At 57.7% G+C, this 22,290-nt stretch carries 16 protein-coding genes and 2 pseudogenes; 8 read left to right on the forward strand and 10 right to left on the reverse strand.

All coding sequences use genetic code 11. The annotated features are described in order from the left end of the window. The 5 genes and pseudogenes from FQ320_RS19455 to FQ320_RS19475 form a co-directional block, all read right to left on the reverse strand. On the reverse strand, positions 1–885 hold the full coding sequence (locus FQ320_RS19455; RefSeq protein WP_255509623.1) for an ABC transporter permease: 885 nt from the start codon (positions 883–885) through the stop codon (positions 1–3). Next, a complete protein-coding gene (locus FQ320_RS19460; RefSeq protein WP_148474997.1) occupies positions 882–1,823 on the reverse strand; it encodes an ABC transporter permease in 942 nt (313 codons plus the stop codon). Before FQ320_RS19460 ends, FQ320_RS19455 begins: the two co-directional genes overlap by 4 nt. A 73-nt stretch (positions 1,824–1,896) precedes the next feature. Continuing rightward, positions 1,897–2,607 carry an IS6 family transposase gene (locus FQ320_RS19465; RefSeq protein ID WP_148474998.1) on the reverse strand — a complete coding sequence of 237 codons (711 nt, stop codon included), beginning with the start codon at positions 2,605–2,607 and terminating at the stop codon, positions 1,897–1,899. A gap of 229 nt (positions 2,608–2,836) precedes the next feature. Beyond that, positions 2,837–4,114 (reverse strand): hypothetical protein, encoded by a 1,278-nt coding sequence (locus FQ320_RS19470; RefSeq protein WP_222861656.1) that lies wholly within the window; start codon positions 4,112–4,114, stop codon positions 2,837–2,839. Between the two features lie 434 nt (positions 4,115–4,548). After that, positions 4,549–4,875: pseudogene (locus FQ320_RS19475) on the reverse strand (transposase); the annotation flags it as partial. Positions 4,876–4,962: 87 nt separating this feature from the next. Between FQ320_RS19475 and FQ320_RS19480 the strand changes: the two are divergent. Next, positions 4,963–5,247 (forward strand): Hsp20/alpha crystallin family protein, encoded by a 285-nt coding sequence (locus tag FQ320_RS19480; RefSeq protein ID WP_255509630.1) that lies wholly within the window; start codon positions 4,963–4,965, stop codon positions 5,245–5,247. Here the strand turns inward: FQ320_RS19480 and FQ320_RS26905 are convergent. From FQ320_RS26905 to FQ320_RS19505, 5 genes and pseudogenes are all read right to left on the reverse strand, one after another. Then, positions 5,150–5,494 (reverse strand): annotated as a pseudogene (locus FQ320_RS26905) (hypothetical protein); the annotation flags it as partial. The gene FQ320_RS19480 and the pseudogene FQ320_RS26905 sit on opposite strands and share 98 nt — an antisense overlap. Positions 5,495–5,653: 159 nt before the next feature. After that, the gene (locus FQ320_RS19490) at positions 5,654–6,835 is read right to left on the reverse strand and encodes an acetate/propionate family kinase (RefSeq protein WP_148475000.1); all 1,182 of its coding nucleotides are present in this window, start codon (positions 6,833–6,835) and stop codon (positions 5,654–5,656) included. Further along, the gene (locus tag FQ320_RS19495; RefSeq protein WP_148475001.1) at positions 6,832–8,229 is read right to left on the reverse strand and encodes a bifunctional enoyl-CoA hydratase/phosphate acetyltransferase; all 1,398 of its coding nucleotides are present in this window, start codon (positions 8,227–8,229) and stop codon (positions 6,832–6,834) included. The genes FQ320_RS19490 and FQ320_RS19495 overlap by 4 nt, the downstream gene beginning before the upstream one ends. Before the next feature lie 37 nt (positions 8,230–8,266). After that, positions 8,267–9,037 carry an enoyl-ACP reductase FabI gene (gene fabI, locus FQ320_RS19500; RefSeq protein ID WP_148475002.1) on the reverse strand — a complete coding sequence of 257 codons (771 nt, stop codon included), beginning with the start codon at positions 9,035–9,037 and terminating at the stop codon, positions 8,267–8,269. Positions 9,038–9,043: 6 nt separating this feature from the next. Next, positions 9,044–10,759 carry an alpha/beta hydrolase gene (locus FQ320_RS19505; protein ID WP_222861660.1) on the reverse strand — a complete coding sequence of 572 codons (1,716 nt, stop codon included), beginning with the start codon at positions 10,757–10,759 and terminating at the stop codon, positions 9,044–9,046. Between the two features lie 311 nt (positions 10,760–11,070). On the opposite strand from FQ320_RS19505, the gene FQ320_RS19510 reads away from it, so the two are divergent. The 7 genes from FQ320_RS19510 to FQ320_RS19540 all read left to right on the forward strand — a co-directional run bounded on the left by FQ320_RS19510 (position 11,071) and on the right by FQ320_RS19540 (position 22,288). Beyond that, complete coding sequence (locus FQ320_RS19510) at positions 11,071–12,051, forward strand: HlyD family secretion protein (protein ID WP_148475004.1); 981 nt, start codon at positions 11,071–11,073, stop codon at positions 12,049–12,051. Beyond that, positions 12,048–14,783, forward strand: a complete 2,736-nt coding sequence (rbbA, locus tag FQ320_RS19515; RefSeq protein ID WP_187393982.1) for a ribosome-associated ATPase/putative transporter RbbA — start codon at positions 12,048–12,050, stop codon at positions 14,781–14,783. The genes FQ320_RS19510 and rbbA overlap by 4 nt, the downstream gene beginning before the upstream one ends. Beyond that, positions 14,689–15,912: an ABC transporter permease gene (locus FQ320_RS19520; protein ID WP_255509624.1), complete on the forward strand. Its 1,224-nt coding sequence runs from the start codon at positions 14,689–14,691 to the stop codon at positions 15,910–15,912. The genes rbbA and FQ320_RS19520 overlap by 95 nt, the downstream gene beginning before the upstream one ends. Before the next feature lie 102 nt (positions 15,913–16,014). Further along, a complete protein-coding gene (locus FQ320_RS19525; RefSeq protein WP_148475007.1) occupies positions 16,015–17,397 on the forward strand; it encodes a glutamate decarboxylase in 1,383 nt (460 codons plus the stop codon). Then, a complete protein-coding gene (locus FQ320_RS19530) occupies positions 17,390–19,288 on the forward strand; it encodes an aspartate:alanine exchanger family transporter (RefSeq protein ID WP_148475008.1) in 1,899 nt (632 codons plus the stop codon). Before FQ320_RS19525 ends, FQ320_RS19530 begins: the two co-directional genes overlap by 8 nt. Before the next feature lie 270 nt (positions 19,289–19,558). Beyond that, positions 19,559–21,028 (forward strand): arginine-ornithine antiporter, encoded by a 1,470-nt coding sequence (gene arcD / locus FQ320_RS19535; RefSeq protein WP_148475009.1) that lies wholly within the window; start codon positions 19,559–19,561, stop codon positions 21,026–21,028. 27 nt (positions 21,029–21,055) lie between these two features. Further along, on the forward strand, positions 21,056–22,288 hold the full coding sequence (locus FQ320_RS19540) for an arginine deiminase (protein ID WP_148475010.1): 1,233 nt from the start codon (positions 21,056–21,058) through the stop codon (positions 22,286–22,288). Positions 22,289–22,290: the final 2 nt, after the last annotated feature.

Below are 22,290 nucleotides of genomic sequence, written 5' to 3' on the forward strand. Positions count from 1 at the left end.
TCAGCGCGCCCGGAAATTTGGATCAAGGACATCGCGCAGCCCGTCACCGATCATGTTAACGGCAAGCACGGTCAGCGCCAGTGCCACACCGGGGAAGATCACCAGATGCGGGGCGATCTGGAACACCAGCCGCCCATCCGAGATCATATTGCCCCAGCTTGGCACCTCTGGCGGCGTGCCGGCCCCGATGAAGCTCAGCGCAGCCTCGGTCAGCACCGCCGCTGCGAAAATATAGCTGCCCTGCACCAAAAGCGGCGCGAGAGTGTTGGGCAAAATATGGCGCCAAAGAAGGGCGGGAAACGGCGTGCCAACCACAATCGCCGCCTCGACGAAGGGGCGCTCTTTCAATGACAGCACCGTGCTGCGCACCAAGCGTGAGACGCGCGGCACTTCAGACAGGGTGATCGCCAAAATCACATTTGCCACGCTTGCGCCGGTGAGTGCGATCAGCGCCACTGCCAAAAGAATAGACGGTATCGCCATCAACCCATCCATCACACGCATCACGATGGCATCAACCCAGCGCACGAAACCTGCCAGCAGGCCGATGGTCAGACCGATCGTGATCGAAATAGCGGCAACCGACAAGCCGACCATCAGCGAAATCCGGGCGCCATAAATCGTGCGGCTGTAGACATCCCGTCCGACCATATCGCCGCCGAACCATATATCCGTGCTAGGTGGTTTAAGCCGTCGCGCGCCCGAAAGCGATTGCGGATCAACTGTACCGAGCCAAGGCGCAAGTAGAGCCGCCGCGATCATAATCAGCATGATACTGCCCCCGATCATAATCGTCGGGTGGCGCAAGACGTCGCGCAGGCTCAGGCCGTCGGGGGCCGATCCCGTGGTAGAGGCAACAGTGGTCGAGGCAACAGTGGCGTTCAATATTTTACCCTCGGATCAAAAAGCCCATAACTCAGATCAACCAACAGGTTTATGAGCACATAGACGCCCGACAGAACCAGTACTACGCCCTGAATAACAGGATAATCGCGCCGCAAGATTGCATCAACGGTCAGCCGCCCAATACCAGGAATGTTGAACACGGTTTCGGTGACAACTACGCCGCTAATAACCGAACCAAAGCCGATCCCGACGATCGTCATGATCGGTATCGCGGCATTTTTCAAGGCGTGCCCCAGCAGCATCGACCACAGGCCCAGCCCCTTGGCGCGCGCGGTGCGCATGTAATCCTGCTGCAAAACCTCGAGCATGGCCGAGCGGGTAATGCGCGCGATAAGCGCCGCGTAAACCACACCTAGCGTTAAGGCGGGGAGGATAAGATGGCTCAAAAACGGCCAGAGCCCATCTGATGGTGGTTTGTATCCCTGCACAGGGAGCCAGCCGAGCCAGACCGAGAAACAGAAGATCAGCAAATATCCCAACACAAAAACCGGCATTGAATAACCCAAAACGGCAAAGCCCATCGCCACCCTGTCGGGGGCGCGTCCGGCCTGCCATGCCGCAATGATCCCGAGCGGCAATGCGAGGGCGAGCGCAAAGACCATCGCTAAAAGCGAAAGCCAAAGAGTCGGCATAGCGCGCTGCAGCATCAGCTCTGCGACAGATCGGCCGAAGAACATGGATTGACCAAAATCGCCTTTAAGAACGCCAAATGACCATTCGGTCAGCCGCACCAAATACGGCCGATCCAGACCAAGCGCCCCACGGATACGTTCGATTTCCGCAGGCGTTGCAGACTCGCCTGCTAGAACAAGTGCGGGATCTCCCGGACTAAAATAGAGCAAGGAGAAGACAACCAGTGCCACGACGACTATCACTGGAATAATAGCTAACACTCGGCGCAAGGCATACATTAACATCCCTCAATTGATCCTTATATCGGGTCTGGCCAAGTTGATTGCTCCAGACTGTGAAGGGTTGGCAAAGGCTGGATTATGCCGCCATTTCGGCGGTGTAGTTGGCCCAGAGGCTGAAAGCATCGGAGCGGGCGTGGCGGTATGAGGCTGCTGAAAGTTGGTAGCGGTGCGGGCGGAAGATCTGGTTGATCTGGTCATGTGCAGACAGAAACCTTTGAGCCTGCCGGTGGGATTTGAATCGGCCAAATATCGTCTCTCGTTTTCGGGTCGGCCGGTGCGATACTTCGATTGCGTTGTTTAGACCCTTGTGGACACGGTGGTCAGCGTCCGGGGCTACTGTTTTAATCGGGTTGAGGTAGCTGCGCAATTTGTCGGTGATGACGACCCTCGGTTCGCCCAACTTGGCAACCAGTCTTCTGAAAAACCGCTTTGCTGCCTTGGCGTTTCGGCGAGTTTGGACGATGAGAACGAGGGCGTCTCCATTTGCGTCGATTGCGCGCCAGAGCCAGTGCTGCTTGCTGCGGATCGTAATCACGACTTCGTCCAGGTGCCACTTGTCGTTCGGCCGTGGTCGGTCACGCCGGATGCAATCAGCGAAATACCGACCAAAGCGATTGGCCCAAAGACGAGTGGCTTCCCGGCTGACTATCACGCCCCGCGCAGCCAACAGGTCTTCAACATCAGCCGTACTCAGAGCTAAACGATGGTAGGCCCAGACAGCGTACCCAATGATCTCACAAGGATAACGGAAGCCCTTCAGACGCGGCATGTGAGTTGGAATGTTCATCAGCTCTCCATACCCAGATCAGAGGCGTCCAACAACTTGGCAATACCCTCGGTGACAATTCTGGCCGCTACCGGGTCAGTTTTGAGTGACCTTCAACAATCCAAGCCATAGGGGTCTACGTTCAGCTTCGCATCCGAACCAAATCACAACTTATCGAAATTACTCAATTTTTTCAAATCAGGCTCTGATCTGTACATGGCGGGGGCGAACTCATGCCATGCCATTACCATCAGTTCGCTGCCTTGATCAGCTCAAACTTCTGTATGCGCTGTCCGGTATTGACTTCCGTGGTGTAGACGTTGCCGTTGGAGTCAATCGCGATGTCATGTACGACGTGAAACTGGCCAGCCTGACGTCCTGGACGTCCCACGCGAGCAAGCGTCTTTGACTCAGCGCGGTCGGCAATCCGCATTTCGTTGTTCGAACCATCAACCATGATAACAAAATGCTGGTCCGGGTCCTGAGACAGGACAAGATCTGAGACTGATCCGCTGAGTAAGGTGTCGCGTTCGCAATACGCTTCCTCGACGAACGTGCCGTCCTTCTCGAACACCTGATAACGGTTGTTCACGCGGTCGCATACGAGGATTTGCCCGTCGTCGGCGATACGCACGCAGTGGACGGGGCTGCCGAACTGCCTGGCCTCGCCCTGACGCGGATCCTCCAGCGGCGCGGCATCGTCGTCGGGAGTCTCGCCGTAGGCGCCCCAGTGCCGCTTGTATTCGCCAGTCTCCGTGTCGAAGACGATCACTCGGCGGTTGCCGTAACCATCCGCGACGTAGATCTCGTTCGCCTTATCGTCCACGTCGAAATCGGCGGGACGGTTGAGATTATCGGTATCATTCGAACCCTGGCTTGCTCCGGGTTCGCCGATCTGCATGACGAATTCGCCATCTCGGGTGAACTTGAGCAGATGGTGGTCGCTTTCCCCGTTGCCGCCGATCCAGACGAAGCCCTCGTCATCGACGTGAATGCCGTGCTCGTTCTCGAACCAGTCGTACCCTTCGCCGGGGCCGCCCCACGCGTTGACTAAGCTGCCATTCTGATCGTACTCGATGACCGGCGGAGCCGGATAGCAGCACTTGTTGATGGGTGGATCCTGTGTAACGCCAACCTCACGGTCACTCAGCGAGTTCGGGCGGTGGAGGAACCATACGTGGTCGTCGTCGCTGACATCGGCGCCGGAGACCTGTCCGAGGATCCAGTTGTTTGGCAGCGGCTTCGGCCAGAACGGGTCGACCCGGTAGTTCGGCACCCCCGCAGCATCGGCGCCTTCGAGAATCTCGGTCTCCTGCGACATGACCACCCGCTTGTCTGGGGGGATGTCGTGGGAGGAGAAAACGGGCGTCGTCTGCTCCGGCGGAGGCACTTCCTCCTGCGGCAAGGCGGCATGACTCAGTAGTGCGGCACAGGCGATGACGGACGCGAAAAGGGATATGGTATATCTGGTAAAGCGCACGTAATATTCCTCCCAAGTCTCGTACATGGATGCGAAATTATCGCTCATATGTAGCACAATCCGTAGAGCGGCAAAACCTTTTGTGGTTCCAAGGGTGCCCTTGATACTGAGCTACTCCCTTAATTGTTGGAAAGTATGTGGCTAAAATTGGGTCTGGCCTTCGGCAAAGGGGACGTCTCAGTCAAGCGCTTTTTGACATGCGTATCCGGCCGCCTGTTTGCGGATTGGATGAGGGTTCTGTTTGGGCCATCCTGCTATCACTGCCGCCTTCGTCTGAGATCATTCGGGTGCATGCTTCGATCCGTGGTCAGCGCGATTGGCCGCCAACATGATGCTGGTTCAATGCAATTGCGATGTGCTCATCTCATAGGTGTGCTCGATGTGGGTCGGCAACAGTCCGGAGCACGGCATCATCGGAACCACGTCCCTGGGGGACCTCGAAGGCCGGAGGTTAGGCAGCTAACGGCTGGGAACGCAATTTTTCAGGCCGCATGGGGTACGGTAAGGTCTAACCGAAAGTCGACATCATCAACCCACGTCCGGTGCAGGATGACGCTGATACGCCTTGCCAGTGCAACCATGGCGCGTTTACCACCACGGCGGCGGGCGACCTGCGCTGCCCAGGTTCTCAGCCACGTCGAACGCACGCGATGCATCATGACAGTCGCGGCATGACAGAGCGCGCGGCGCAGGTTGATATCGCCCGCCTTCGTGATGCCGCCCGATACGTCGCGTTCGCCGGACGGTTTGCATGATGGCGTCATGCAAACCCAAGGTGCAACCTTCTTGGAAGATGTGAACCGGGAGGGATCATCGACGGCTAATCGGTGGGTTAGGTGAACTCTCTATTTAATGATTTAGACCACAGTTTCTGGGCTCGCACTGCGGACTTTACGGTGCGTTCGAACGTCAGCGAGACAGACAAGGAAGTATGTATCACGGCAGAACTTCCCGGACTGACCAAGGAGGATGTCGATGTGTCGGTGGTTGGCAACCGGATCACTGTAAAGGGCGAAAAGAAGTCCGAATCTAAGGAGAAAAATGAGGATGAAGGCCGCCAGTTGGCAGCTGGGCAGATACATGGGCAAGTTGCGCTTTTGCCTGTGCGACATCCAGCTCTGCGACTGTGCCGATGCTGCGCTCGCGTTCTACGATCTCCAAGATCCGACGGTTGTCCGTAACGGACTGCCGAGTAAGTTCCCGTCTGTCCTGATAGTATCGGGCATCGATATACGCCCCGACCAAGCTTGACAGATAGGCGAGGCGAGCGGTCCCTGCGTGCAGACCGGCCGCGTCGAGTGACGCCAGCGCCAACTCTTGGCGACGGTCGACACCTGCCAGGGCCGTACCAACACCGCTACAGGCCGCGAGGACCGTCAACGATAGGGCAAACCAATTCGCCGGACCTGTGCCCAAATCTTCCGGCACCTTGTTCGGCAAGTATTGTCGCGCTTGTTCTGCGTTCAAACATTTGATCTCATATTTATTCTGGCTCGGTCACTTGCCGTTCCGGGACGCGGGCATCGGTGACGGCAGCTGCCGCAAAATTGATTTTGTTCCCGCCATTTCCATGCGTTCATCTACAATTCAGGCGACCAATTTCCGACATGCGGAGGCAACGACGACTTCTTCGTTTGTCGGCAGGACCAAGACCTCTACGGCGGACCCGGCAGCACTGATTTTCACTGCATTCATGTCATTGGAAACGGGATCGATAGCTATCCCAAGCCATTCGAGTTGTGCGCAGATCGCGGCTCGTACAACTGTCGAATTCTCACCGATCCCCGCAGTGAACACCAAGGCATCAAGGCCCCCGATGGCAGGAATGAGCCCCGCCAGAACGCTTGCAGCGCGATAGCAGTACAATTGCACGGCCTCCCGCGCGTGCGGGTCGTCGCTCTGTTGCAGGACATGCATGTTGTTGCTGATTCCGGAGACACCCAGCAATCCAGATTGGCGATAAAGAAGGTCCGTGACGGCGTCGGCAGTCATGCCTTTAACCTGCATGAGATAGAGCACAACTCCGGGATCCAAATTACCGCAGCGACGGCCCATCATCAGCCCGTCGAGCGCCGTAAACCCCGTGCTTGTCGCAACGCTCTGCTGGTTCTTTATCGCACACATGCTGGAACCGTTGCCAAGATGGGCGACAATCACGCGTCCTGTGGCAAGCTCACCGAGATGATCGGGTAAAATGTTCGCGATGTATTCGTAAGACAGACCATGAAACCCATAGCGGATGATCCCCTCATTGCTGAGAGCCCGGGGGAGCGCGAACAGTTTCGCAAGCTGACGCTGGCCGGCGTGAAAGCTGGTGTCGAAACAGGCAATTTGGGGCAGATCGGGCTGCCATGTTGAAACGGCCCGGATCGCCGCAAGATTGTGCGGCTGATGCAGCGGCGCAAGTGGGACAAATGCCTCCAATGCAGCCAGTACCTCGTCGGATATCCGGGTCGGTTCGTTAAACCGTTGCCCACCATGCACAACGCGGTGCCCGACGGCCAAGAGCGGTCGATCCCCGTGATGCTCTTCGAGCCACGGAAACAAAAGCGCGATGAGTTGCTCATGATCCAGCGACGGATCGAGCGTTTCGAGCAGGCCCTTGTCGAGCGCACGACCATTGGCATCGCGTGCCGCAAAAAACGGTTCTCCGCCAATGCCAGTGATCTTGCCACTGATCCTGGCGGTCATTGACGCCGTCTCGCTGTCAAAGACCGCGAACTTCAAGCTGGACGATCCCGCGTTGAGCGTGAGAACAACTCCGTTCATGCTTCAGTGCCGATCGCATGATGATGGACATACAGTTGCGCCATCGCGGCTGAGGCCAGACGCGACATAAGGCCATCGGCCCGGCTTGTCAGCACGATTGGGATGCGCGCGCCCAATACGATGCCGGCAGCATCTGCGCCGGCGAGATACATCAGCTGCTTGGCAATCATGTTTCCAGCTTCCAGATCAGGCGCAATAAGGATGTCTGCATCGCCCGCGACATCTGACTGAATGCCCTTGGTCTCCGCGGCAGATTTTGACACGGCATTATCAAAAGCAAGCGGACCGTCCAGCACGCCGCCGGTGATTTGCCCGCGACCGGCCATCTTGCACAGGGCGGCTGCATCGACCGTGGACGGGATTTTCGAGGTCACGGTTTCGACCGCCGAGAGCAGGGCCACCTTGGGCAGATCAATGCCAAGAGCGTGGGCGAGGTCGATCGCGTTCTGGACGATATCGCGTTTCGTCGCCAGATCCGGAAAGATGTTGATCGCGGCATCGCTGATCAGCAAAGGTTTAAGATAGTTCGGGACGTCCAGCGCAAAGACATGGCTCATGCGACGTTCAGTCCGTAGGCCGGTTTCCTTATTCACGATGGGCCTCAACAATTCGTCCGTGTGCAGTTTACCTTTCATCAGCATGTGAACCTTGCCAGCACGTGCCAGTGCGACGGCCTGTTCGGCGGCGGCATGACTATGAGGCACATCGACAATTTCAATGCCGGACAGATCGCGTTTCATCTCCGCGGCCGTTGCTTCGATCTTGGCCCTCGGACCGACAAGGATCGGGACAATCATTCCCTTGAGACCAGCCTCAAGCGCACCCTCTAGCGACAGGGCGTCGCAAGGATGCACGACGGCTGTGACCACGGGGGCAAGCGACGCGGTTGCCTTGATCAACTCATCGAACCGCGCGCCGCGCTTGTGCAGATGCACCTCGGGCAGGGCCGTGCGGGGGCGGCGCACCTTTTCGGTGGGGGCCACGACCAGGGCCTGACCCTTAATGACCGTTTCGCCGCGCTGGTTGATGCACAGACAATCAAGCGTCACGTGGTTATGCTCGGGCTTCATCTCGGCGACAGTCACGCGCACGGTGACCGTATCACCCAGTCCGACGGCATGGCGAAAGCTGAGGCTCTGGTCCAGATAGATCGTGCCCGGCCCAGGCAATTCGGTGCCCAGAACCGCCGAGATAAGGGCACCGCCCCACATCCCATGGGCGATGATTTTATGGAACATGTCGGACTTGGCATAGTCCGCGTCCACATGGGCCGGATTCACATCCCCCGACATGGCCGCGAACAACTCAATGTCTTCGGGTTTGAGCGTGCGGCTCAATTCGGCGCTGTCACCGACTTTGAATTCCGTGAAGGTTTTGTTTTCAATGTATTGCATGGATCGGTCTCGCTTGAGTGATCGGAATTGGGCTGGCCTAGGCCAACACGTGATATCCGCCGTCTACGAACGCAGTATTGCCTGTCACCTTGGCGGACAGATCACTGACCAGACCAACGGCTATTTGCCCTACGTCGTCGATGCTCACGAGGCTTTGTTCGGGTGCGCGTTGCCGCGCCGCATCGAGCAACTCGTCAAAGTGCTCAATTCCAGAGCCTGCACGCGTCTGAAGTGGCCCGGGTGATATCACGTTGACGCGGATCTGCTTCGGCCCCAACTCGGCTGCCAGATAGCGCATGGTGCCTTCCAGCGCGGATTTGACCGGCCCCATGATGTTGTAGTGATCAACCACCTTTTCCGCGCCATAATAGCTCATCGTCAGGATGCTGCCGCCGTCAGGCATCAATGGCACCGCAAGGCGTGTCATCCGGATCAAAGAATGTACGGAGATGTCCATCGCCTGTGCGAACCCGGCCTTAGAGCATTGTGAAACCGGGCCGTGCAGGTCGTCTTTGGGGCAATAGGCGATGGAGTGCAGTATGAAATCGAGTGTACCCCATTCAAGCTCGATCGCCTTGAAAACCGCCTCCATCTGGCCGTCTATCTCGACGTCCAGCGGCAGGAACAGCGGCGCGTCCAGTTTGGCCACCACCGGCGCGATGAATGGCTTTGATCTTTCGTTGGCATAGGTCACTGCCAACTCTGCGCCTGCGGCGCGAAACGCCATGGCGCATCCGGCGGCAATCGAATGCTCGTTGGCGATCCCGACAACAAGCCCTCGTTTGCCTTTCAAAAGATTTTCCAGCATCGCCCTTTACTCCTGAAAGACATAAGTGCCGGGCGCGTCGCAAACAGGTGCGAAGCCCTTGGTTTTGTCACCCATCGAGGGTGGTGAAACCGGTTTGCCGGACTTTTCGTTCAACCATTCGGCAAGGGTTGGCCACCAGGATCCATCGACGGGGTCCGTCTCGGCAAACCAGCGATCGGGGTCGATATATGTGTCGTCCTTGGTCTTGGTGCTGACGCGGTAGTGGCGTCTGGGGTGGCCGGGCTCCGATATGATCCCGGCATTGTGCCCGCCACTGGTCAAAAGGAAAGTCACGTCGGTATCCGACAGCAGTTTGAATTTGTAGACCGAATGCCACGGGGCCACATGATCGCGCTCGGTGCCCACCAAAAAGACCGGTACACGGATATCAGAGATCGCGATGGGGCCATCTTCGACCCGGTAACGCCCTTCGGCCAGATCGTTCTTCAGAAACAGGCGACGCAGATATTCCGAATGCATGCGGTAGGGCATCCGCGTGCCATCCGCATTCCATGCCATCAAGTCATTCATCTCAGAGCGTTCACCCATCAGATAGTCGTGGATGACCCGAGACCAGATCAGATCGTTTGATCGTAGAAGTTGAAAGGCGCCCGACATCTGTTTGGTATCCAGATACCCCTTGTCCCACATCATATCTTCCAGATATGTGATCTGGCTGTCATTGATAAACAGCATCAATTCGCCGGCTTCGGTGAAATCGGTTTGGGTCGCCAGAAATGCCAGGCTTTTTAGGCGGTCGTCATCGTCACGCGCCATGGCCGCCGCGGCAATCGACAGAAGCGTGCCCCCCAGACAGTAGCCCACGGCGTGAATTTTCTGCCCCTCGGTGATGGCATCCACGGCCTCAATCGCGTCCATGACGCCCAGAGAAAGATAGTCGTCCATGCCCAGATCACGGTCGTCGGCATCGGGATTCTTCCAAGAAATCATGAATACCGTGAAACCTTGGCCTGTCAGGTACCGCACCAGCGAGTTTTTTTCGCTCAGATCAAGGATGTAATACTTCATGATCCATGCCGGAACGATCAGAATGGGTTCCGGGTGGACCTTATCTGTTGTCGGCGCGTATTGGATCAATTCGATAAGGTGGTTGCGATAGACCACCTTGCCGGGCGACGTCGCCATGTTCTTGCCCAGCTCAAACGCGTCCAAACCCGCAGGTCGCTTGCCGGCATTGACGCGGTACACGTCCTCCATGAAGTTCTGCCATCCACGGACAAAATTCATACCCCCCTGGCTGAGGGTTTTGGCGAGCACCTCGGGATTGGTCGGCGCAAAGTTGGACGGTGAGAAGACATCGAGCACCTGACGCGCTGCGAACGTCACTTCGTCCTCATGTTGGCTCGTGACGCCTTCAACGCCGGTCGTCGCGTTGTGCCACCATTGTTGGTTCAAAAGGAAAGCTTGGGACATCGCGTTGAAGGGCCATTTTTGCCATGCTTCACCCTTGAACCGTCGATCCTGTGGTAACGGCGTAATGCAGGTTTCTGACGTCTCAGGGCTCTTTGAGCAAACAGTTGCATAATTGGCAAAACTCCAAGCCTTCTTGGCCGCCTTTTCCGCCAATTCCATCTGTTTCCCGGGTGCTGCAGACAGGTGAAGCGCCCAATCCGCATAGGCTGCGGCCAGAGCAATCGGCGACAGTCCCCCGGTAAATTTCGACTGGGCCGCCTTCAGGCCCTTGTCCAGCGCTTGCTCCATCGAGGTATGAGTCTGAGGAAGGTGGTCTGTTTGCGTAACGCGAACAGGCGGTACCGCGCTGCTGTGCGAGGACAGGTTTCTGCCCTTCTCCTTCGACGCCTGCTCGTCGCGAAGCGTAGTGATCTTGGCCATCGTTTGCATCCTACCAAATCATTGAAGACTTGGCTCAGATATAAACCGGGAGGCCGGTCACTGATTGATGTACGTCAATCGTCGCGCCAATCGCTTTGGTAAAGCTCTCACATCACAGAATGAAAGCGTGATCCTGCTTAACGTGCAGTCACGGCAGCTCCATGGATGGGACAGTTGACATGAAGAAACGCTTGATTGCTGCGGTGATCGTGTTGGGCGTGGCCGTCGCCGCCGCGTTTGTATGGTGGCAGGCATCAAAGAGTTCGGGCCTGCCGGACGGCATCGCCATGTCCAACGGCCGCCTTGAAGCCGAACGGATCGAGATTGCGACCAAGCTGCCAGGACGTGTCGCCGAGGTTCTGGTTGCCGAGGGGGATTGGGTGGAGCCCGGTCAATTGGTCGCGCGGCTCGACACCGATGAGCTGGAAGCCAAATTGCACCAGGCACAGGCCAGTGTTCTTCAGGCAAAACAGCAAAAACTGCAAGCCGAGGCCTTGCTGCGTCAGAGGCGATCTGAGTTGGAGACCGCCGAGGCGAATTTCGCGCGGGTCAATCAACTGGCCGATGATGGGTTCAACAGTCAGGCGCAGTTGGACGCGCAACGGACCGTTCTTGAAACAGCGCAGGCGGCTTTTGCCGCTGCCGAAGCTGGAATACCTTTAGCAGACGCGACGATTGCGGCTGCGACGGCAGCTGTTGAAGGTGTAGAAAGCCTGATCGACGACGCCAGTCTCACAGCTTCTCGGGCCGGCCGTGTGCAGTATGTACTGACCCATCCGGGCGAGGTGCTGGCGGCTGGCAGCAGCGCGGTCACGCTCACGGATCTGTCCGATATGTACATGACAATTTTTCTGCCGACACGCGACGCGGGTCGGTTGGCGACAGGGGCGGAGGCCCGGATTATCCTGGATCCCATCCCGGACTATATCATCCCCGCAACTGTCACCTTCGTCGCAAGCACAGCACAGTTCACACCTAAATCAGTCGAGACCGAAGCAGAGCGAGACCAGCTGATGTTCCGGGTCAGGCTCACGATCGCACCTGAGCTGCTGGCAGACTATCAGGACCGCGCACGCGGCGGGGTACCGGGTGTGGGATATGTTCTGGTCGATGAAGGTGCTGCATGGCCCGCCGACCTTGCAATACATCTCCCCCAATGATCGCATCATCGGTGGTTCGGCTCTCCGGAGTGACGCAGCGCTATCCAGCGACGGTCGCTTTGGATGATGTCAGTCTGGACGTTCCTGCGGGGTGCATGGCGGGGTTGATCGGCCCTGATGGCGTTGGCAAATCGACGCTGCTTGCCCTGGTTTCTGGAGTTCGGAAAGTCCAAACGGGTGACCTGCAGGTCCTGGGTGGAGACATCCGCACTCGCGCCCATCTGAAAGAGTGCAATTACCGCATCGCCTATATGCCGCAAGGTCTGGGCAGGAACCTCTATCCCACTTTGACGGTCACCGAGAACCTCGATTTCTTCGGCAGACTCTTTGCACAATCCGAGGGGGAACGGCGTGCGCGTATCGCCGACCTGTTGCAGGCGACGGGCCTTGATCCTTTTACGGATCGTCCTGCGGGCAAGCTGTCAGGGGGTATGAAACAAAAGCTGTCGCTTTGCTCCGCCCTGATTCATGATCCTGATCTCTTGATCCTGGATGAGCCGACAACGGGTGTCGATCCGCTGTCGCGGCAGCAGTTTTGGGATCTGATCGACCGGATCCGGGCACAGCGTCCGAAGATGAGCGTGATCACGGCCACGGCCTACATGGAAGAAGCCGAGCGTTTTGACTGGCTGGCGGCCATGTCCGACGGCAAGGTCATCGCAACGGGAAGCCCTGCCGAGATCCGGGAGGCCGCGGGCCAGCCGACACTGGAAAAAGCGTTCATCGCCATGTTGCCCGAGGATGCGCGCCGCGGACACCATGATGTTGTCGTGCCGCCCCGGCAGTCCTCGGAAGGACCGCCCGCAATCGAGGCGAAGTCCCTGACGCGAAAGTTCGGCGATTTCGTTGCTGTGGACTCGGTGAATTTCGAAATTGAGCGGGGCGAGATATTCGGATTTCTCGGCTCGAACGGCTGTGGCAAGACCACGACCATGAAAATGCTGACTGGTCTGCTGCCCGTGAGCGCCGGACAGGCACTGTTGTTTGGCGAGACGTTGGATGTGGGCGACATGCAGACGCGCCAGCGGGTGGGCTATATGTCCCAGTCCTTTTCTCTCTATAGCGAATTAACCGTGCGCCAGAACCTCCAGCTGCACGCCGAACTCTATCAGCTTCCAGTGGAAAGCCGAGTAGGGCGGGTCGCCGAAATGATGGCGACATTCGAGTTGGAGGACGTCGCGGATGAGCGGCCCGATGCCCTTCCATTGGGTATTCGCCAGCGCCTGCAACTTGCCGTTGCGGTCATCCATTCGCCCGAAATTCTGATCCTTGACGAACCCACATCGGGCGTCGACCCTATCGCGCGCGATGTATTCTGGCAGCATCTGATCGGGCTGTCGCGCAACGATGGTGTGACGATCTTCATTTCAACTCACTTCATGAACGAAGCCCTGAGATGCGACCGCATTTCCCTGATGCATGCCGGGCGCGTGCTTGCCGTTGGAACGCCCGCCGAGATCGCGAAGTCCAAGAACACCGAAGACTTGAACGATGCTTTCATACAATACCTGCGCGACGCGACAGAGGCAGGTGACAAGAGCACACCCACGGAAACTCCTCAAATTACCGTAAAACCGGGCAATCAGGGGCCCGACAGACGTGGTGGCATCAATTTCGCCCGTATGTGGGCGTTCGCACGGCGTGAAGCGATGGAAATCTTACGCGATCCGTTGCGTTTGACATTTGCGTTTCTTGGGCCTGTCATTTTGATGCTGACCTTTGGCTATGGCATTTCGTTTGATGTCACCGATCTGCGATACGCAGTTTTCGATCAAGATCAGTCGGTTGAAAGCCGAACACTTCTCGAAGCGTTTTCCGGCTCTCGCTATTTCGCCGCACAAGCACCGGCCCAAAGCACGGCCGAGCTGGCAGCACGGCTTCAAAGTGCGGACATCGCAATCGCAATCGAGATCCCGCCGGATTTTGGACGGGATTTATTGCGATCCAGACAGCCGGAAGTAAGTGTCGCCATCGATGCAGCCATGCCGTTTCGGGCAGAGACGGCGCGCGGTTATCTGCAAGGTTTGGCCGTCTCTTACATGGAGAACCAGATTGAGCAGACGTATGGCGAACCGATTGATACGAGCGCTGCGGGGATCGAGACGCGATTTCGGTATAATCAGGGCTTCATCAGCGTCGTTGCCATGGTGCCGTCGGTTATCATGCTCATGCTTGTTCTGATCCCTTCGATGATGGCCGCAATGGGCGTTGTGCGCGAAAAGGAAACCGGCTCCATTGCCAATTTTCGCTCAACTCCCGTGACGCGGACCGAATTCCTGTTGGGCAAGCAGCTGCCCTATGTTGTCATTGCCATGCTCAGTTTCGTAACCCTGTTACTGGTGGCCTATGTTGTTTTCGATGTTCCGATCAAAGGGTCCGGTATGGCCCTTTTGGTGGGAACTTTCCTCTATGTTCTGGCAACCACCGGGTTCGGCGTATTGGTCTCGGCCTTTACCAAGACGCAAGTGGCAGCTACCTTTGCCACTGCCATCATCGCGATCATTCCGGCGGTGAATTTCTCGGGTCTTCTGGTCCCGGTATCGTCCCTTTCCGGCAGCGGGCGGTTGATCGGCTTAGGCTTTCCGTCGGGTTGGTATCAGCAGATCAGCGTCGGCACGTTCACCAAGGATTTGGGCTTTGCCGAGCTTTGGCAGAACCACGTTGCATTGCTTGGTTTTTCGCTCTTCTTCGTTGCGGTGTCCATCCTGGCACTGCGCAAACAGGAGACATAAGATGATGCAATGGCTATCAAATGTGTATCGCCTTGGCCTGAAAGAGCTGCGCAGTCTGCGCGCCGATCCGGTGCTGATCTTTCTGATCATCTATGTGTTCAGTTTCGCAGTCTACGCTGTCGCTACGGGAGCGAAACTGGAGGTTATCAATGCCTCGGTCGCCTATGTCGATCAGGACCGTTCCGACCTGACAGGCCGGATTGTCGGCGCGATCCTTCCGCCCGAATTCGACACGCCGGTGGAGATATCGACGTCCGAGGTCGACAAGGTCATGAACAATGGCGACTACGTTTTTGTGCTCTCGTTTCCACCCCGTTTCGAGGCCGATGTCCTGGCCGGGCGGCAACCGTCCGTCCAACTTAATGTGGACGCAACGGCCATGGTCCAGGCAGGTAACGGGTCGGTCTTTCTTCAGGAAATTTTTACCACCGAGGTCGCGAAATTCGTCTCCGGCGACGATACTGCGAGCAGGCTACCCATCGATCTGATCGTGACGACCCAGTTCAACCCAAACCTGCAATCGACATGGTTTTCTTCGGTCATGCAGGTGATCAACAACATCACCATCCTTTCCGTGTTGCTTACTGGTGCCGCCCTGATCCGGGAGCGCGAACACGGAACGATCGAGCATCTTCTGGTCATGCCCGTCTCTCCATCTGAAATCATGATGGCCAAGATCTGGGCCAATGGTCTGGCGATTGTCATCGGGGCCGTATTGTCGCTGTGGATCGTGATCCAGGGCGTGCTGGCCGTGCCCATTGCCGGATCGATCCCACTGTTTGTGGCGGGCACTGTGGTGTATCTGGTTTCTGTAACAGGACTGGGTATTCTGCTGGCCACCTTCACGACGTCCATGCCTCAGTTCGGCCTATTGGCCTTGCCGGTGCTGGTGGTCATGAACCTGTTATCCGGCAGCACGACGCCGATGGAGAGTATTCCGAACTGGCTGCAGACCGTAATGCAGATCGCGCCGTCCACCCATTTTGTCGCTTTTTCGCAGGCGATACTTTATCGCGGAGCCGGGCTGGAGACCGTCTGGACGAACCTGGTCATAATGGCGGCGCTGAGTATCGTCTTTTTCGTGATAGCCCTTACCCGGTTTCGCCAATCGATGGCCACCAGCACTTAAGGCGGGGTGCTCTCTGACCGCCAAATGACCTTCGTCAATCTTGCAGGCTCACCTCTTGCTAGTTTCGGCAAGTGAATCATTCATTTCGACAGGAGCAGAAGTATGCCCATTCACCCCGTGAAACATCACGATCATTCGGTCATCGAAGATGTATATTCGACGGCTTCGTCCGAACGCAGCTTGCCGAAATATCGGATGCCAGACGGTCGTACCGAACCGCACGCAGCCTACGCGCTCGTCCATGATGAACTCCTGTTGGACGGCAACGCGCGCCAGAACCTCGCTACGTTCTGCACGACTTGGGTCGACGACGAGGTCAAGCAGTTGATGACCGAATCCGTCGACAAGAACATGATCGACAAGGACGAATACCCGCAGACCGCCGAGATCGAGAACCGCTGTGTGCACATCATCGCGGACCTTTGGCATGCGCAAAAATCGTGGGAGACGATCGGCTGCTCGACCACCGGATCGAGCGAAGCGGCGATGCTTGGCGGGCTTGCCCTTAAATGGAAGTGGCGTGCGCGGCGCGAGGCCGAAGGCAAGGATGCCAGCAAACCCAACATCGTGACCGGACCGGTACAGATTTGTTGGAAGAAGTTCGCCCGCTATTTCGACGTTGAAATCCGTGAAGTGCCACTTAAAGGCGACGCCCTTGGCCTCCAGCCTCAGGATTTGCGTGAACACTGTGACGAAAACACGATCGGTGTCGTCGCGACACTGGGGGTGACGTTCACCGGAATATACGAACCGGTAGAGGCGCTGGCGCACGAACTGGACGCCATGGAGCGTGATCTTGGACTGGATATCCCAATCCATGTGGATGCTGCCTCTGGCGGGTTCATCGCACCGTTCATCCAGCGCGATCTGGTTTGGGATTTTCAGATCGAACGGGTGCGGTCCATCAATGCCTCCGGCCACAAGTACGGGCTTGCCCCGCTGGGTGTCGGCTGGGTGATTTGGGCCTCAAGGCAGGATTTGCCGGAGGAACTGATCTTCTACGTCGATTATCTGGGTGGTAATATGCCGACCTTTGCATTGAACTTTTCCCGCCCCGGCGGCGAAATCATCGCGCAATATTACAATTTTCTACGGCTGGGCCGCGAAGGCTATACTGCAATCCAACAGGCGTGTTCCGACACCGCGCAATGGTTGGGCGCTGAACTGGCCAAGATCGGACCTTTCGAGATGGTCTATGACGGCCATGGCGGGCTTCCGGCCGTCGCATATAAACTGACGGAAGAGGACCATGGCTACACGCTTTACGATCTGTCCGAACGCGTACGAATGCGCGGCTGGCAGATCGCGTCCTACCCGCTGCCGAACGATCGCGAGGATACGGTCGTACAACGCATTTTGATCCGGCATGGCGTCAGCCGTGATCTGGTTTCGTTGCTTGTCGAGGATATGAAGCGCGGCATTGAGCATTTGTCGAAAAACCCGGTTCCGAACTCGACTGCGAAACCCGGATTTCACCATGGCTGAGGCAAACGCGACGTCAGTCGCGAGGGTTTTTCGGATCGGGCTGCTTGCCTGGATGGGCTCGGTTGCGATGGCAGGAACAGCCGCAGCGCAAGACGGCGCTAACGCGTCAGAAGGAGGGGTGATCGGGCAGGTTTTCGGCAGGATCGAACCGGTCACCGAGGCGGGCCTTCATGGGTTTTTCCAGCTCCTGGGGAACCAACCGATCGCGTTCGTCCTGCTCGCACTTGCCTTGGGCACCATGATCGGACGGTTGAGCCTAAAGGGCATATCACTCGGCTCCACTGCAGGGACGTTGCTTGTGGGGATTGCGATTTCGATGAGCGCAGAGGCCGCCTATGACATCACTTATGCGATCCCCGGAATCCTGTCGTCATTCATGCTGCTCTTGTTCATGTATGCGCTTGGACTGAAGGTCGGTCCGCAGTTCTTTTCGGGTTTGCGTAAGGGTGGGTTGGCCTTTGTCGGGATCGGGCTGATCGTTTGGGCTCTGAACTGGGTCATCTGCTACTACGGCGCAAAGCTTGTCGGGCTTGCACCGGGTTATGCAACCGGATTGATTTCGGGAAGCTATACGATCACGGGAATTTTGGGCGTGGGGCAGGGCGCTTTGACCAGTGGTGCCTATGTCCCACCAGCTGGCATGACCATCGAAGAGGTGGGCGCGAACATGGCTGCCGCCTATGCAATCAGCTACGTTTTGTCGAGTCTGGGCATCATTCTGCTGATCCGCTATCTGCCGCGGATTTTCGGCCACGACGCCGCAGCCGATGCGAAACTGGCAGAGGCCGCCTATAGCGGAGGGGCCACACATCCTGTGCCCGGTGCACCAGGGGCATTGGAGATGGGTTTTTCCCCATACGATCTGCGCGCCTTTGCCGTGACGCACGACAGTTTCAAGGGCCGCACTGTTTCGCAATTGGCCAGTGATTTCCCCGAAGCTCCTATCCTGCGCATCGTGCGCGATGGGGAAATACTGGACCTGAGCAGAGATCCCACCGTCGTTGAGGCCGATATCGTCACGGTGCGTGCCGATGTGCACGATCTGATCCTGAAAGAAGGCGAATTGATCGGCCCTGAATCCGACGAGCCGCTCGCACGCAATGTGCCGATGGAGGTTGCCGATGTGCACGTCGGATCGCACGCAACATCGGGAAAGACCTTGTCGGAACTTTCGAAGGATGGCACCGGCGGCGTGGCTGTACAGGCGTTGTTTCGTGGGGGCTATGAGATTCCAGTCGGGCCAGAAACCGAGGTGCGGTTCAGCGATGTTCTGCGCCTGACAGGACCGGACGCGGCACTGCAGAAAGCTGCGAAACGGCTCGGCGGGCATACCATTCTGCCCACGTTCAAATCCGAAGTTCTCTATCTCGCCCTTGCCATGTTGATTGGCTACCTCGTCGGGATCGCCACCATCACCGTTTCGGGCATCCCTTTTGCGCTTGGCACGTCGGCCGGATGTATCCTTGCCGGTGTGGCCGTCAGTTATTTCCGCAGCCGAAACCCTGAATTCGGCGGTCCGGTGCACGAAGGTGCCCGCAGCTTTCTGCAGGATTTCGGGTTGAACGCTTTCGTCGCGGTCCTGTCGGCCAACGTGGGGCCAAAGGTCATTTCCGCGCTCGGCGGCGATACTATCCTTTGGTTGGCACTGATCGGGGTGGCGGGCGCATTGATACCGCCTTTCATCGCGTTTTGGGTCGGGATCAAGCTTTTCAAGCTCAATTCGATCATCGCGGACGGTGCCACGACCGGCGCTCGCAACAGCACACCGGGCCTGAACGCGATCATAGAGGAATCAAAGAGCTCGGTCGCCGCTGTGCCTTATCCGGTGAGTTACGCGCTGACGACGGTTCTGGCGCTGATCGGTGGATATTTCTCCATGATCTTTTCCTGACCCCAGGGCCGCGTCCGCATTCACCCGTGGTCTCTGGGGTCCTCGGTTCCCGAGGAAAAAAAGGTACTGCGGCGCACTCGATGATTGACGCAGGTCAATCCTGAATACCGAATTCCTGTCAGACGTGGATAATCGACCGGTCCTCCAATGCTCCTCGAAGGCAAGGCCCCGGAAGAAAGCAGGGGATCTTTGTGGGATCTCCCGCACATGGCGCTTCACCTGGACATTCCGGGTTCCAGCGAATGCCCGTTATTGAAAGGTAGAAATCAGATGCCGAGCGATATTGTTGCGACGCAAGAAAATACGGATACCGAAGCTTCGGGCAAACTGGGTCTTTTACCCCTCACAGCGCTTGTGGTCGGCTCCATGATCGGCGGCGGCGTTTTCAGTCTTCCCCAAAACATGGCCCGCGGAGCGTCGGCCGGTGCCGTCACAATCGGCTGGCTCATTACCGGGATCGGGATGCTGGCCTTGGCCTTTGTCTATCGCAACCTTTCGACCCGCAAACCTGCACTGGACGCTGGACCGTATTCCTATGCGCGCGCCGGGTTCGGGGACTATGTCGGCTTTAACAGCGCGTGGGGTTATTGGCTTAGCGCGTGGATCGGGAACGTGTCTTATGTGGTTCTGATCTTCGGTGCGCTCAGCTATTTCTACGCACCGTTCGGTGTCGAGGGGAACACGTGGCAATCCATCGTGGGTGCCTCGATCGCGCTTTGGTTGGTTCACGCCCTGGTCTTGATGGGCGTGCGCCAGGCGGCCATTGTCAACACCATCACCACTATCGCCAAACTTGCGCCGATCTTCCTTTTCATCGTTCTGGCATTGGTGGCCTTCAATCTGCCGACCTTCCAGCTTGATTTCTGGGGCACTGAGGATTTGTCGCTGGGCAGCATCACGACCCAGGTGCAAAGCACCATGCTGGTGACGCTATGGGTCTTCATCGGGATCGAGGGGGCAAGCGTCGGGTCCGGACGGGCAAAAAAACGCAGTGACATAGGCAAGGCGACAATCCTTGGGTTCGTCACTGTGCTTCTTCTTTATCTTCTGGTGTCGCTTCTGTCTCTGGGTGTCATGACTCAGCCTGAACTTGCGGGCCTTCCGGCCGCCGCCTCCATGGCTAATGTGCTTGAGTCGATTGTCGGGCCATGGGGGTCTGTGGTCGTGCGTATCGGTCTTGTCATCTCGGTTGCGGGGGCATTCCTGAGCTGGACTCTCCTGGCCGCCGAGATCCCGTATCGCGCCGCCAAAGAGGGAATGCTGCCCGAGGTGTTCGCCACGGAAAATGACAACAACTCTCCGTCCGGTGCGCTCTGGATCACGAATATCTGCGTCCAGATCGTCCTGATCGTGACCCTCTATGCCAACTCCACCTATCTGGCGCTGTTCTACATCGCCTCCACCGCCATCCTCGTCCCATACGTTTTTTCAGGGGCCTACGCGCTGAAACTCGCGCTGAGCGGCGAAAGCTATGCAGACCATGAGGGGCGGGTGTTGGACATGGCCATTGGCGGGTTGGCTACCGTCTACGGCGCATGGCTCGTCTACGCGGCTGGTCCCACATATCTGCTGATGTGCGCGATCCTCTATGCAGTGGGCATCCCGATCTACATCTGGGCACGCTGGTCGCATAAAGCGCGCGCCTTCAAACCCATCGAAATCCTGATCGCCACAGGGCTGGTCGCCGCCGCATTGGTGGCTGGCTACCTGATGTGGACCGGCGCGATCAGCGCTTTGTAAAGTATAAATATCTAAGGATTAAGTGTCATGACCAATGTTGAAACTCTGGGCGTCCATTCCGAAACGGGCAAGCTTCGGCAGGTGATCGTTTGCCGCCCCGGTCTGGCCCACCGACGGCTGACGCCAGAAAACTGCCAGGCGTTGCTCTTTGACGATGTGTTCTGGGTCAAGCAGGCGCAGAAAGATCATGATGTGTTTTCCGGCATCATGCGCGACGAAGGGGTCGAGGTGCTGGACGTCAACGACCTGCTCGCGGAAACGTTGGAAAGCGAAAAAGGCCGCGCCTGGATACTGGATCACCGGATCGTGCCGGACCAGATCGGTGTCGGCATGATGTCGGAGCTGCGTGCGTGGATGGATGAATTGCCCGGCGCGCAACTGGCCGAGTTCCTGTTGGGCGGTTTGGCCGGTGACGATCTGCCGTTCAAGCCGACGGGTCTCTTTGGCAGCTATCTTGGTGATCACGGCTTCATCCTTCCACCGCTGCCCAATGCGTTGTTCACTCGGGACAACTCGGCCTGGATCTACGACGGGGTGTCGGTCAATCCGATGCATTGGGCGGCGCGGCGGCCCGAAACTCTGTTGAACACGGCGATCTACAAATTCCACCCGAAATTTGCCGGAAAGACGACGGTGCATTTTGGCGACCCGACCGTCGAGCACGGGCTGGCGACCTTGGAAGGTGGAGACATCATGCCCGTTGGCGATGGCACAGTGCTGGTCGGCATGGGCGAGCGATCATCTCCGCAAGGGGTGGGACAACTGGCCGAGGCGCTGTTCGACACGGGGGCAGCGCAGCGTGTCCTGGCGTTCGCGATCCCGAAATCACGCGCCGCCATGCACCTCGATACCGTGTTCACGCTCTGTGGCGGCGATGTGGTGACGACATTCAAGGAGGTCGCTGACGAACTGGTTTGCTATGACATCCGGCCCGGCGAGGGATCTGCTCCCCTGCAATTCCGCCATGATCCACGTCCGATTTTCGACATCGTCGCCGAAGTGCTCGGTTACAAGAGCCTGACCATCGTACCCACTGGCGGAACCACCGAGGAAGAGCGCGCGCGTGAGCAGTGGAACGACGGCAACAACGTGCTGGCCCTGCGGCCCGGTGTGGTCATCGGCTATGACCGCAACGACGACACCAACGCGGCGTTGAAAGCCGCCGGGATCGAGGTGCTGGCCATCCCCGGGGCCGAGCTTGGCCGCGGTCGTGGTGGCGGCCATTGCATGAGTTGCCCTACCGCCCGTGACCCCATTTAATC

It is taken from the genome of Oceaniovalibus sp. ACAM 378 (assembly GCF_008085915.1).
Taxonomy (GTDB): domain Bacteria; phylum Pseudomonadota; class Alphaproteobacteria; order Rhodobacterales; family Rhodobacteraceae; genus Oceaniglobus.